The sequence below is a fragment of the Anaerotruncus rubiinfantis genome (assembly GCF_900078395.1).
Classification (GTDB): Bacteria; Bacillota; Clostridia; order Oscillospirales; family Ruminococcaceae; genus Anaerotruncus; species Anaerotruncus rubiinfantis.
The window spans coordinates 121,608-135,640 of record NZ_FKLA01000007.1; the positions used below are offsets into that span (position 1 = coordinate 121,608).

The window sequence follows — 14,033 nt, forward strand, 5'->3', positions numbered from 1 at the left end:
ATGAAAAGGGGAATGAACAGCAAAATCAAGAATGCCGGAGCGGAAGTTCTGCTGCGGCTCAGATGGGTGACCATTCTGCTGGCGGTACTTTTCATTTTTGAAACGTTGTTGTTTACCGCTACATATCGTCATTTGAACCAATCCATACAGAACGAGCGTGTCGAATCCATCAGTCAGATGAGCACCCTCATTTCAGAAAAGCTGCTTCTGCTGCGGCAAAATTATGAGGACAAGGTGAGGCAGGCGGCCCTGGTCATAGCGAACAACCATGTTCAATCGCTGGAGCAGGGGCGGGAGCTGCTCTTGGGCTTTGAGAACCTATACCTGCTGGCTGAGGACGGAACCTGCACCTCCCTTTCAGGAGAAAGAATCGTACCGCCCGAGTCGGAAGAAATCAAGAAGCTGAGAACCTCGGACGAAATCCGGACGGATTATTGCACCGTACAGACGAAAGGCGACTTTTGGGTCTTTATGGCTCCTCTGCGCAATGCCGCCATAGATAATAAAAAATTAATCGGCGTTTTAATGCTGGTGGATTCAAACACCTACGCAGAGATCGCAGCAACTGCGCTGTATGAGAATCTGGGAGCTTCCTATGTGGTGAATCAGCAGGGCGTGATTGAGCTGCGGCCAACCAAGGCAACCGCCAACGATTATTTTGGAGGATACAACCTGCTCCACACCCTGCGGGAAAAGAAGGTGGACGAGCAGCAGATACTTGCGCTGCAATGGGGGCTGGAAGAGCGGCAGGAAGTCGAAATTATAGCAAATATAGACGAAGAAACATGGCGGATACAAAGTTTCCCGGAAAGTGGGGGCAACAGCATCGTCATAGTAGTCCCCATTTCGATCACGGCCCGGACAACCTTTGACGCAATGCGCAGTGTGATCATTATGATTGGGCTTACCCTCTCAACCGTGGTGGCTCTGGCTCTGGTCTGGATTTTCTACTATGTGAAAAAGGGACAGCAAAGCGAGCTGGAGCAGGAAAAAACCAGATTGAAAAGCGATTTTATGAACAAAGTATCCCACGATATCAGGACACCGCTGACAGCCGTGATCGGATTAAACGATCTGCTGCTGCACAACGCGGATAAACCGGATATTGTGGTGGACTGTGCGCAAAAGGCGAAACAGTCCGGTGAATATCTTGTCTCCATTATCAATGACGTGTTGGATCTAAGCCGGATCGAAAGCGGAAAGCTGCGGGTTTCGCACACGGCTTTCGATATGAAGGAGCTGCTGGATACCGTTGTCCAGTTGGAAACTTATCCAGCGGGCGAGAAAGCGCTGAACTTCCGTCTGGTTTGTCCGGGTACATTCCACCGAGGTTTTTTGGGAGACGCCGTCCGCATCAAGCAGTGTCTCATCAATTTAATTTCCAATGCCATTAAATTTACGCCCGAGCAGGGAACCGTGACGCTTACATACCGGGAAGTACAGGAAAACGGGAATTACACCAGGGCCCGCTTTATCGTCGAGGACACCGGGATCGGCATGAGTGAAGCGTTTATGCGGCAGATGTTCCATCCCTTTGAGCAGGAAGAATCCTCTCTGATCTCCGCCAATGTGGGCAGCGGCTTGGGTTTGGCGATTGTGCACAGCCTTGTGACACTGATGAACGGCACAATCCAGGCGGAGAGTAAATTGAATCAGGGGAGCAGATTTATCATAGAGCTTCCCCTGGAGAAAACCGTGCTGAGCGAAACCGGCCCGGAAGATGGGCGCAACGGGGAGCTGCCCGCATATTTGCATGGCAAGAGAATCCTGTTGGCAGAGGATAACGAAATCAACCGTGAAATTGTCACAGCGCTTTTGACCGAGCTTGGCTTTGTGATCGACGGGGTGGAAAACGGCGCGGAAGCTGTGGAACGGTTTAAAAACTCCACCATGGGATATTATTCCATCATTTTGATGGATATCCAAATGCCGGTGATGAATGGCCTGGAAGCCGCTGCCGCAATTCGCGGATCGGCCCATATGGACGGACAGAGCATTCCCATTATCGCCCTGTCCGCAAACGCCTTTGAGGAGGATGTGGAGAAATCTCTCGCCTGTGGAATGCAGGCTCATATCAGTAAGCCGATAGAAATTGAGGTTATCAAGAAGTTATTTATCCGATACATACATTAAAGAGGAATTGACATATGAAAACGCTGCGTTTTTTCAGTCTGTTATTGGCGGGCGCCATGCTGCTGGGGTTGGCGGGCTGCGCCAACACGCCGCACAAATCGGAGATAGAGTCGCGTTTCTGCGCGGACAATGAGATTTTGACCTATGAGCCGGTGGATTTTGAGAAAACCATCGTCACCATCGGCCTATATGCCCCTTGCAGTCTAGGACCGATAGAGCTTGCCATTGAGGCTGAATTCCCCGGCGTTGACGTCGTTGCGCTGAATCAGCCCAGCATTCCCGACATTCAGACGTACGCAAAACATCCCCGCGTTCAAAAGGACTTAACGGATATTATCATTACAGGGTTTGTAAAAGACGCGGCGGTAAGCGGCGAGATTTTTTACGATCTGTCTGCGGAGGATTTTACCTCCCGGTATAATCAATCCGTTCTGAACGATTTAAGCTCCGACGGGAGGCTCTATCAGCTCCCGATCAATAACTCGGTGCAGGGCATCTTTTACAACAAAAGCCTGTTCGAGGCGCACGGCTGGGAAATCCCGCAGACAATCGATGAATTTTACGCCCTGTGCGATGAAATTTCCGCGCAGGGAATCCGTCCCTTTGTCCCCTGCTTTAAGTACTCCATGGATGGGGTCGGGCTGGGATTTAGCAATCGCGCCGTCTTTTCCACCATGGAAAAGCGGGAGCAGTATGACCTGTTCTGCAATGGTCAAGCCTCTTGCAAAGGCTTGCTGGAACCGTATTTTGCAGTGCACAAAACGCTCTATGACCGCGGCATCGTGGTGGAGGACGACTTCTCCTCCAGCCTGACACAAAACCGACGCGCCCTCTACGCGGGTGAGATCGCCATGCTGCCGGAACAGTTGACGATGTTTTCCCTGTACGAGGACGAACAGCCGGCGTGTGAGATCGACTTTTTCGGCTACCCATCCGATATTCCCGGGGAGCGGTGGATGCAGATGTCGCCGGGGCGCAGTATGGCGTTGTCGAAATTATCCATGGAGGATCCTGATAAAAAGCAGATCCTGCTGGACATCTTTGCGTTCCTCAGCACCAATGAGGGACAGGAAGCCTTGCTGGAAGTCTTTTCGGGTCTGAGCAGCGTGAAATCCGCCCAGGCAAACTTGAGAGAAGAATTTTGGGACATACAAAACTGTATTGAAAACGGGCGGATCTTTTTTGCGGACAAAATTGGAAACGATCTTCATAACCAAACGATGAAGGCATACTTGGAAGGCAAGCTGACCCTGGAGCAGGTCATTGCTGAAACGGATGCTCTGATTAAAAATATTTCAGCCGCCCAGAAGCCGGAGGGGTCCATCGGAACCGCCACCGAGGACTTTACCATCCTGGAGACCAGCAGCTTTATTGCCGACGCCATGCGCAACGCAACCGGGGCGGAGATCGCCCTCATCCCCCACTGTGTTTACTACAAAGGAAATTTTGCGAAATTCTATGAGAGCGACGTGACCATGCTGTACCGCTTTTATCTGCGGGGGCTGGGCGCCGAGGACTATCTGACCACCTATGAAATCACCGGGGAAAACCTGAAGGCGCTTATGGAACATCCCATCATCAACGGCGAAGAAATAAACGCCATGTATGCATTTTCCGGCCTCGCGATGGAATACGCCCCCTGGCGTGATCAAAACGAAAACGTCATAAAACTGACTTTGGCGGACGGCAGTGAAATTGAAGATACGAAGCGCTACACCGTCGCCGCCTGGGCGACCTCCATTGATGAATCCTATATCGCTTCTGCTCTAGCTGTCCACAGCGAGCTTGGCAAAAACATTGATCTGGTCACTTCCGCCGTCAAACAGGAAGAAACCATCTCTCCTGCGAAGGATGGCCGGCTTACCCTGGTGTGGGATCGTGATTAGACGGTTTTAAAGCCCGTCCGGGTTTCGGGAGTCGTGTTCCCTTACTGTCCTGCTGGGACGGATTCACCCCATCGGCAGACTGTTTGAAAAGCATGTCCAGGGCATCAATCGCGCCACAGCAATCGGTATCGGCCCAATCAGGTTCATCCATAAATGCGTCACCATCAATTTCTCCGCCAAACTGGCTTCAAGGCAGAAAAGAAGAGCGTATTACCACCAATCCCATGATTTGTGGTAATACGCTCTATTGTTTTATCCGCTTAGACAAGCGGTGATTTTATGCAGCGGTGTGCCTGAATTCCCTCAACTTTTACACAGGATTAATTCTCACTGGCCGCCTTTTGCTTGATGGCAGCCTGCGCCGCGGCGAGCCTTGCGATCGGCACGCGGAAAGGCGAGCAGGAAACGTAGTTGAGGCCGAGTTTGCAGCAGAATTCGACCGAGCTCGGGTCGCCGCCGTGTTCGCCGCAGATACCCAGCTTGATGTCCGGGCGGGTCTGACGGCCGAGCTTGCAGGCGCGTTTGATCAGCTTGCCAACGCCAGCCTGGTCGAGACGGGCAAACGGGTCGGACTCGTAGATCTTCTTGTCATAGTAGCTGTCGAGGAAGGAGCCCGCGTCGTCGCGTGAGAAACCGAAGGTCATCTGGGTCAGGTCGTTGGTGCCGAAGGAGAAGAATTCGGCTTCGGTCGCGATCTCGTCGGCGGTGAGCGCCGCGCGCGGGATTTCGATCATGGTGCCGACCTTGTAGGAAAGCTTGACGCCCGATTTTTCAATGATTTCGTCGGCGGTCTTGGTCACGATGCCTTTGACATAGGCAAGCTCCTTGACCTCTCCGACCAGCGGAATCATGATTTCGGGAATGAGCTTCCAGTCGGGATGTTTCTTCTGGACGTTGAGGGCGGCCTCAATGACTGCCTGGGTCTGCATCTCGGCGATCTCCGGATAGGAGACGGCCAGACGGCAGCCGCGGTGGCCCATCATGGGGTTAAACTCATGCAGCGAGGAGATGGTGTTTTTGAGCTCCTCCACCGGGATGTTCATCTCGCCGGCCAGCGCCTGGATATCCTCCTCGGCGGTCGGCAGAAATTCATGCAGCGGCGGGTCGAGGAAACGGATGGTGACCGGCAGGCCTTTCATCGCCTCGTAGATCCCTTCGAAATCGCCCCGCTGGTACGGCAGCAGTTTGGCAAGCGCCGTGCGGCGCTGCGCCTCGGTTTTCGAAACGATCATCTCGCGCATGGCCTTGATGCGTTCGCCTTCAAAGAACATGTGCTCGGTGCGGCAGAGCCCGATGCCCTCGGCGCCGAAGGAGAGCGCCTGCGCGGCGTCGCGCGGGGTATCGGCGTTGGTGCGCACCTGCATGGTGCGGTACTGGTCCGCCCAGCTCATCAGACGCCCAAAATCGCCGGAGATGTCCGCCTCGACGGTCGGGATGGCTTCACCGTAGATATTGCCGGTCGAACCGTCCAGCGAGATATAATCGCCCTCGTGATAGGTTTTGTCGCCAAGGGTGAACTGTTTATTTTCCTCGTCCATGATGATGTCGCCGCAGCCGGAGACGCAGCAGGTGCCCATGCCGCGCGCAACCACCGCCGCATGGGAGGTCATGCCGCCGCGGACGGTCAGGATGCCCTGCGAGTAGTTCATGCCCTCGATGTCCTCCGGAGAGGTTTCCAGGCGGACCAAGATGACCTTCTCACCGCGCTTGGCCCACTCGGTGGCGTCCTCGGCGGTAAAGACCACGCGGCCGCAGGCGGCGCCCGGGGAAGCGGGCAGCGCGGAGCCGATCGGCTTCGCGGCTTTGAGGGCTTTGGCGTCGAACTGCGGATGCAGCAGCGCGTCAAGCTGTTTCGGGTCGATCATGCAGACGGCTTCCTTCTCGGTGATCATTGCCTCGTCGACCAGATCGCAGGCGATCTTAAGCGCGGCTGCGGCGGTGCGTTTGCCGTTACGGGTCTGCAGCATGAAGAGCTTGCGGTCTTCGATGGTGAATTCCATGTCCTGCATATCGCGGTAATGCTTCTCGAGACGGCCGCAGATTTCAACAAACTGGTTGTAGGCTTCCGGCATGATCTCCTTGAGCTGGTCGATCGTCTGCGGGGTGCGCACGCCGGCGACGACATCCTCGCCCTGCGCGTTCATGAGGAACTCGCCGAAGAGTTTCTTTTCGCCGGTGGCCGGGTTGCGGGTGAAGGCCACGCCGGTGCCGGAATTGTCGCCGGTGTTGCCGAAGACCATCATCTGGACATTGACCGCGGTGCCCCAGGAGGAGGGGATGTCGTTCATGCGGCGGTAATAGATGGCGCGGGGGTTATCCCAGGAGCGGAAGACCGCCATGATGGCGCCCATGAGCTGCTCTTTGGGGTCGGACGGGAAATCCACGCCTTTTTTGGCCTTATATTCGGCCTTGAACTGGCGGACCAGCTCCTTGAGGTCGTCGGTGGTAAGCTCGGTGTCGAGCTTGACGCCCTTTTTCGTTTTCATCTCGTCGATGAGCTTTTCAAAGTACGCCTTGCCGACCTCCATGACCACGTCGGAATACATCTGGATGAACCGGCGGTACGAGTCGTAAGCGAAACGGGGGTTCTGGGTCTTTTTGGCGACGACTTCGACGACTTCGTCGTTGAGGCCCAGATTGAGGATGGTATCCATCATGCCGGGCATCGAAGCGCGCGCGCCGGAACGGACCGAGACGAGCAGCGGATTTTCCATGTCGCCAAATTTTTTGCCGGCAATCTTTTCGAGCTTTCCAAGGCACTCGTAGATCTCGGCCTGAATGGCGTCGTTGATTTTCTTGCCGTCCTCATAGTACTGGGTGCAAGCTTCGGTCGTAACGGTGAAGCCCTGCGGGACAGGCATTCCAAGACCTGTCATTTCTGCAAGGTTCGCACCTTTCCCGCCGAGAAGCTCACGCATTTTGCCGTTGCCTTCGGAGAACATGTAGACGAATTTTTTTCCCACTTTAAACCTACCTCCAAATAATTTTTTGGCCTTTACCATTTTTTTCTCGGATCAACCTGTATTATACCAGAGAATATGGGGCTTTTCCAGTGGTTCTATACAAAAATAATTGCCGATATTTTGACAAAATAACGGTTCCTTCTCTTGCAAACTGCCAAAAAAGTTGACATAATATATAAGTAGTAACTTCCTACATTTACAAAACCGGAAAGGCGGGGCGTTTTCCCCATGGATAATCGACGTACCTTTGCGATCATCCTCGCGGCGGGCGACGGCAAACGGATGAAATCCAGCCGTCCCAAGGTGCTTTGCGAGGTGCTGTTCAAACCGATGCTCCGGTGGGTGGAAGACGCCTGCCGTACGGCGGGAATCGAAGAAATTTACATCGTGGCGGGCAAAGACCCCGACTCCCTGCGCGCCGCGGTCACCCCCGCATGCCATTTTGTCCTCCAGCCCGAACGGCTTGGCACCGGCCATGCGGTCATGATGGCGCGCGACGCGCTTCTGCGGGGCGGCGATGTGGCGGTTTTAAACGGCGACGCGCCGTTTGTGAGCGCCGAGGTGCTTATCGGCGCGCTCAGCCAGCACCGCGCCGCGCAAAACGCGGTCACGGTCGTGACCGCCCGGATTGAAAATCCGACCGGCTATGGCCGGGTTTTGCGCGGGGAGGACGGCGGGGTGCGCGCCATTGTGGAGGAACGGGACGCGACCGAAGCCGAACGCGCGGTGACGGAAATCAATTCCGGCGCGTATTGGTTTGACGCGGCGTTCCTCCGAGAGGCGCTCGAAAAGTTGCGGCCCCAGAATGCGCAGGGCGAATATTACCTGACCGATGCGGTTGGGATCGCGGTGCGGGAGGGGTTGCCGGTGGGCGGGTACCTCTGCGCCGACAGCGACGCGACGCTGGGCGCGAACGACCGCAAAGCGCTCAAGCAGCTCAATGAGATCGCGCGCCAGCGGGAGATCGACCGCCACCTTGAAAACGGCGCGGATATCCCGTGCGATGACGGGATTATCATCGCGCCGGGCGTCAAAATCGCGCCGGACGCGCAGATCCTGCCTGGAAGCATCCTACTGGGGACTACCGCGATTGGCGCGGGCAGCGTGATCGGCCCGAACAGCCGGATCGAAAATTCCACGATCGGCGCGGGCAGTAAAATTCTTTCCTCCTATGTCACCGATTCGACGGTGGGGGAGGACGCGCGCATCGGCCCGTTCACCCAGCTGCGCCCGGGAAGCCATGTGGGCGACCGGGTGAAGATCGGGGATTTTGTGGAGATCAAGAATTCCACGCTGGGCGAGGGCACTTCGGTGGCCCACCTGACCTACATCGGCGACAGCGATGTGGGGCGCTTCTGTAACTTTGGCTGCGGCGTGGTGACAGCCAATTACGACGGCAACCGTAAATACCGCACCGAAATCGGGGACCGGGCCTTCATCGGCTGCAACACCAATCTGATTTCTCCGGTGAAGATCGGCGCGGGAGCCTATACGGCGGCCGGTACGACGGTCACGGGCAAGGTGCCGGACGGCGCGCTCGCCATCGGGCGGGTGCGGCAGGAGATCAAGGAAGACTGGGCCGACAAAAATATCGGTTTCAAGAAGGATCAGAAGTGAGCGGAAAAAAGGATATGGAAAGGGGCCCGCGCAATGAATCTGCATGGGAAAGACATCAAGATTTTCAGCGGCAATTCAAATCCGGAGGTGGCGTTTCAGATTTCCCGCAGCCTGGGGCTTCCACTGGGCAAAAGCGAAGTGAAGCTTTTTTCAGACGGGGAGGTTTCGGTATCCATCAATGAGAGCGTGCGCGGGTCGGATGTGTTTGTCGTGCAGTCCACCTGCAGCCCGGTCAACGACCATCTGATGGAACTGCTCATCATGATCGATGCTTTCAAACGCGCGTCGGCCGGGCGGATTACCGCGGTGATCCCGTATTTCGGATACGCGCGGCAGGACCGTAAGGCGAAGGCCCGCGATCCGATTTCCGCGAAGCTGGTGGCCGACCTCATCTCGGCGGCGGGCGCCGACAGGGTGCTCACAATGGACCTGCATGCGGCGCAGATTCAGGGTTTTTTCGATATTCCGGTAGACCATCTGCTGGGCGTGCCGCTGCTCGCGCCGTATTTCGGCTCGCGTTTTTCCGGGAGGAAGGAGGAGCTGGTGGTTGTTTCACCCGATCTGGGATCGGTTACACGGGCGCGCAAGTTCGCCGAACGCATCGACGCGCCGCTCGCGATCATCGATAAGCGCCGCCCGAAGGCAAACGTCTCGGAGGTCATGAACATCATCGGCGATGTGCGCGGCAAACGGGCGATCATCATCGACGATATGATTGATACCGCGGGAACTCTCTGCAACGGCGCCCAGGCGATTTTGGAAAAGGGCGGCGCCACTGAGGTCTACGCCTGCGCTACCCACGGGGTGCTTTCCGGCCCGGCGTTCGAGCGGATCGAAAAAAGCTGCATCAAGGAACTGGTGCTGCTCGATACGATCCCGGTCCCGCCGGAGAAGCAGCTTGATAAGATCACAATGCTTTCGGTCGCGCCGGTTTTTGCCGAGGCGATCGCCCGAATCTATGAAGACAAGCCGGTTTCGCCGCTTTTCGGCTGAAACGGGCGCAAAACGACAGGAAAGAACGAGGCGGGATATGCTGCATATCCCGTCCTTTGGCATGGAGAATCAGAAATGTTTGGAAAATGGAAAACGAAATCTTCCGCCCCCGCCCCCACCGGGCCGGTGGAGTTTCTGGTGGTGGGGCTTGGAAATCCCGGCGCGAAATATGAGGCAACCCGGCATAACGCGGGTTTTATGGCGGTCGACTGTCTGGCGGAAAAGCTGGGGGTGAAAATCGACCGGCTCAAATTTAAATCCCTCACCGCCGACGCGATGATCGGCGCTCACCGGGTGCTACTGATGAAGCCGTCCACCTTCATGAACAATTCCGGCGAAGCGGTGCGCGAAGCCGCCAGGTTCTATAAAATTCCAGCGGAGCGGGTGTTGGTGCTTTTTGACGATGTGAGCCTTGAACCCGGGCGCATGCGTATCCGCAGGCAGGGCAGCGACGGCGGGCATAACGGGATCAAGAGCATCATATACCTGCTGGAGAAGGACACTTTCCCGCGCATCAAGATCGGCGTGGGAAAAAAACCGCATCCGGAATACGACCTGGCGGACTGGGTGCTGGGAAAATTCCCAAAGGAGCTTTCCGACACGCTGGACAAGACCTTCGAAGCGGCGGCCGAAGCGGCGATGCTCATTGTCGAAGGAAAAACCGATCTGGCGATGAACCGGTTTAACTCCTGAGAATACCCGAAAGGAAAGCGTAATGAAAGGTTTTGAACATCTCCTCGAAAACAGCGCGGCGTTCATGCGCGTCCGGAATGCGGTCGAAAAATCCGCCACGCCGGTGCTGGTGACCGGCCTTTCGGGGGCGCACAAGGCGCATACCATCGTGTCCATCGTAGGCCCGCTCGAAAAGAGCGGGCTTGTGGTCGTGCCCGACGAAGCGAACGCGGTGCGCATCTGTGAAGATATCAATATCATGGCGGGAGAAGGCACGGCGGCGCTCTTCCCTTCGCGGGAGATGACCTTCTACGATGTACAGGGCGTTTCGCATGAATATGAGCACGCGCGCCTGAGCGTGCTCGGCAGGCTCGCCGCGGGAAAGCTGCGGGTGGTGGTTGCCTCCGCGAAGGCGGCGCTCCAATATACCATGCCGCCCCCTGTGCTTGCAAAACGCACTCGAACCCTGCGTGCTGGGGAATCCTATCAGATGGACGAGCTGACAGCTTTTTTGGTTGGCGCGGGTTACACCCGTTCGGATCAGGTTGACGGCGTCTGCCAGTTTTCCCAGCGCGGCGGTATCCTTGACTTTTTTCCGCCGCATATGCCGGACCCGTTCCGTATCGAATTCTGGGGAGATGAGATCGACACCATCTCCACCTTCAAAATTGAAACTCAGCGACGGGAAGACACGGTGAAATCGGTGGATATCACCCCGGCTGCCGAAGTTGTGGCCGACAGCCCCAAACGCCTTTTGAAGCTGTTGGAAAAAGCGATCCCCGGTATCCGCGGCACCCAGGGGAAACTTGCAAAAGAAAAGCTGCGGCAGGAGATGGAAAAGATTGAAGGCGGCGTGATGCCGCAGAGCCTCGACCGTTTTCTGCCGCTTCTCTACCCGGAGCCGGCCACCATCTTTGATTATATGCCCGACGCGGTCTTTTTCCTCTGCGACACCGGAAACTGCCGCGAAGCGCTGAAAGCCGCGCAGGCCCAGCAAAACGAGGATATCAAAATCCTGTTTGAGGAGGGCGTGCTTTTTCGGGGATGCGACAAATATAACGGGGATTTTATAGATCTGCAAACGGCGGCGTCCCGCTCCAACACCGTGCTGCTTGACACCTTTGTGCGGTCGGTGGGTGACATTCCGCTGCGGGACATGGTTTCGGTCAACGCGGTGCAGCTCTCCTCCTGGAGCGGCGAGATTGCCACCCTGCGCGAAGAGGTCGGCCATTACATGGAGCAGGACTACTGCGTCGTGGTGTTCGCGGGCACCGACCGCGCCGCCGAAACGCTGACCGAGGATCTGCGCCGCGCCGGGATTGCCTCCCGGCAGGTGCGGGAGATCGGCCCGCTCACGCCGAAGCTCGTCTATGTGATGGGCGCGAGCATGTCCGCGGGGATGGAATATCCCGATCTCCGGCTGGCGGTCATCTCCCAGTCGAAGGCGGTCTCACAGCAGAAGAAGGCCCGTAAGCCCCACCCGAAAGAAGGCAAAAAGCTCCGGGATATCAGCGACCTTTCGCCGGGAGATTATGTTGTGCACACCGCGCATGGTATCGGCGTATTCGAAGGGATCGTCAAGCGTGATATCCAGGGGATTGTGAAAGATTACATCAAGATCCGCTACGCCGGCACGGACACGCTGTTTGTGCCGGTCACCCAGCTCGACCTCGTGAGCAAATATGTCGGCGTACGGGAAGAAGCAAACGTCAAACTGAGCAAACTCAATTCGGTTGAGTGGCAGAAGACCCGCCAGCGGGTGAAAAAGGCCGTGGAAGACATGGCCAAAGAGCTGACTGAACTGTATGCGAAGCGCATGCAGGTGAAAGGCTATGCGTTTTCCAAGGATACCGACTGGCAGAATGACTTTGAGCGCCGCTTCCCGTATGAGGAAACCGATGACCAGCTGCGGTGTATCGATGAAATCAAGGCGGATATGGAGGCCACCGTCCCGATGGACCGGCTGCTTTGCGGGGACGTGGGCTTTGGAAAGACCGAGGTGGCGCTGCGGGCAGCCTTTAAATGCGTGATGGATGGCAAACAGTGCGCGCTGCTCTGCCCGACCACCATCCTTGCCTGGCAGCACTACAACACGGTGCGCCGCCGGATGGAGGGCTTCCCGGTTAAAATCGAGCTGCTTTCGCGTTTTCGCACGCCCAAGGAACAAAAGCAGATTCTGGACGAACTGCGCCGCGGGGAGATCGACATCATCATCGGCACCCACCGCCTGGTGCAGAACGATGTGAAATTTAAGGACCTGGGCCTTTGCATCATCGACGAGGAGCAGCGTTTTGGTGTGCGGCATAAGGAAAAATTCAAGGAGATGCGCGCCACGGTCGACGTCCTGAACCTCTCCGCGACGCCCATCCCGCGCACCCTCAACATGGCGATGAGCGGCATCCGGGACATGTCGATCCTGGAGGAGGCGCCGCAGGACCGCCACCCGGTCCAGACCTATGTCATTGAGCACGACTGGGGGATCATCGCGCAGGCGATCGAGCGCGAAATGCGGCGCGGCGGACAGATTTTCTACCTGCATAACCGGGTTGAAAGCATCGATAGCTGTGCCTATAAGCTCCAGCAGCTTGTGCCGGACGCGCGGATCGTGACCGCGCACGGCAAGATGACTGAGGAGCACCTCTCGCGTGTCTGGCAGCAGCTGCTCGACTACGAGGTGGATATCCTGGTCTGCACCACCATCATTGAAACGGGCGTCGACGTGCCAAATTGCAACACCCTGATCATTGAGGACGCCGATTATATGGGGCTTTCTCAACTTTACCAGATCCGCGGGCGGGTCGGACGTTCTTCCCGCCGCGCGTTCGCATACCTCACCTTCCGCAAAGACAGGCAGCTTTCAGATATCGCAACCAAACGGCTTGCCGCCATCCGGGAATTCACCTCGTTCGGGTCGGGCTTCCGCATTGCGATGCGCGACCTGGAGATCCGCGGCGCGGGAAACATCCTGGGTTCGCAGCAGCACGGTCACATGGAGGCGGTTGGCTACGACATGTACCTGCGGATGCTTTCCGACGCGGTGGCCGAACAGCGCGGGGAAACCCCGACCGGCGCCGCGACCGAATGTATGGTCGACGTGCGGGTCGGCGCGCACATCCCGGAGGATTATATCGACAACCTTGCGCAGCGGATCGACATCTACAAGAAAATTGCGGGCATCGAGACCGAGGACGATGCGATGGACCTCATCGACGAATTGATCGACCGGTTCGGCGAGCCGCCGGAGGCGGTCAAGGGCCTGGTCGATGTGGCGCTCGTGCGCAATACGGCGTCGCTCATGGGAATCAAGGAGATCTCCCAGCGCGGCGACGCGGTGCTGCTCTACCCGGAGGTTATGGATATGTCCCGCGCGGGCAGCCTTGCGGTTAAACTGCGCGGCCGCGTGATGGTGAGCGCGGGCAATAAACCGTATATCACCGTCAAGATCGCAAAAGGCCAGACGCCGCTCGATACCATCCGCGAAGCGCTCGCCGCAATGAACGACGCTGCCCGCTGAGGGGGTACTTTCTTGCTTGCCCAAGAAAGTACCCAAAGAAGGGCATTCAAGGGGACCCCTGCGGCCCCCTTGAAAATCCCCCAGCCTTCCCTCGCAGAGCAGACGAAGCGTTCCGCGCTTATCGCACGGGACGGGTTTTCGCAACCGTTGCGAAAACCGGCTGCGCCGAAAGCGGACAAGCGGATTGAAAGAACGCTTCGCGTTCAAAAACCGGCGCGGCAAAACGGGATTTCCTGTCCAGCTATTTTGCAGATT

Annotated in this window: 7 protein-coding genes; 6 read left to right on the forward strand and 1 reads right to left on the reverse strand. The window is 56.9% G+C overall.

Translation table 11 applies throughout. The features are described 5' to 3' along the window. Together BN4275_RS01500 and BN4275_RS01505 are read left to right on the forward strand one after the other, a co-directional pair. Complete coding sequence (locus tag BN4275_RS01500) at positions 1 to 2,133, forward strand: ATP-binding response regulator (RefSeq protein WP_066452884.1); 2,133 nt, start codon at positions 1 to 3, stop codon at positions 2,131 to 2,133. Between the two features lie 14 nt (positions 2,134 to 2,147). Then, entirely contained in the window at positions 2,148 to 4,019 is a 1,872-nt protein-coding gene (locus tag BN4275_RS01505) for an extracellular solute-binding protein (protein ID WP_066452885.1), read from the forward strand. Between the two features lie 320 nt (positions 4,020 to 4,339). On the opposite strand, the gene ppdK is transcribed toward BN4275_RS01505, so the two are convergent. Next, positions 4,340 to 6,982 (reverse strand): pyruvate, phosphate dikinase, encoded by a 2,643-nt coding sequence (ppdK, locus tag BN4275_RS01510; RefSeq protein WP_255420052.1) that lies wholly within the window; start codon positions 6,980 to 6,982, stop codon positions 4,340 to 4,342. Positions 6,983 to 7,210: 228 nt separating this feature from the next. Between ppdK and glmU the strand changes: the two genes are divergently transcribed. From glmU to mfd, 4 genes are all read left to right on the forward strand, one after another. Next, the gene (gene glmU, locus BN4275_RS01515; protein WP_066452891.1) at positions 7,211 to 8,599 is read left to right on the forward strand and encodes a bifunctional UDP-N-acetylglucosamine diphosphorylase/glucosamine-1-phosphate N-acetyltransferase GlmU; all 1,389 of its coding nucleotides are present in this window, start codon (positions 7,211 to 7,213) and stop codon (positions 8,597 to 8,599) included. Between the two features lie 33 nt (positions 8,600 to 8,632). After that, the gene (locus BN4275_RS01520; protein WP_066452893.1) at positions 8,633 to 9,592 is read left to right on the forward strand and encodes a ribose-phosphate diphosphokinase; all 960 of its coding nucleotides are present in this window, start codon (positions 8,633 to 8,635) and stop codon (positions 9,590 to 9,592) included. 75 nt (positions 9,593 to 9,667) lie between these two features. Further along, a complete protein-coding gene (gene pth / locus BN4275_RS01525; protein ID WP_066452895.1) occupies positions 9,668 to 10,285 on the forward strand; it encodes an aminoacyl-tRNA hydrolase in 618 nt (205 codons plus the stop codon). A gap of 22 nt (positions 10,286 to 10,307) precedes the next feature. Next, on the forward strand, positions 10,308 to 13,778 hold the full coding sequence (gene mfd / locus BN4275_RS01530) for a transcription-repair coupling factor (RefSeq protein WP_066452897.1): 3,471 nt from the start codon (positions 10,308 to 10,310) through the stop codon (positions 13,776 to 13,778). Positions 13,779 to 14,033 lie beyond the last annotated feature (255 nt).

Bases quoted from the DNA above. Each gene is read 5' to 3' on its own strand.
- BN4275_RS01500 (WP_066452884.1), top strand. From the start codon at position 1: ATGAAAAGGGGAATGAACAGCAAAATCAAGAATGCCGGAGCGGAAGTT.
- BN4275_RS01505 (WP_066452885.1), top strand. From the start codon at position 2,148: ATGAAAACGCTGCGTTTTTTCAGTCTGTTATTGGCGGGCGCCATGCTG.
- glmU (WP_066452891.1), top strand. From the start codon at position 7,211: ATGGATAATCGACGTACCTTTGCGATCATCCTCGCGGCGGGCGACGGC.
- BN4275_RS01520 (WP_066452893.1), top strand. From the start codon at position 8,633: ATGAATCTGCATGGGAAAGACATCAAGATTTTCAGCGGCAATTCAAAT.
- pth (WP_066452895.1), top strand. From the start codon at position 9,668: ATGTTTGGAAAATGGAAAACGAAATCTTCCGCCCCCGCCCCCACCGGG.
- mfd (WP_066452897.1), top strand. From the start codon at position 10,308: ATGAAAGGTTTTGAACATCTCCTCGAAAACAGCGCGGCGTTCATGCGC.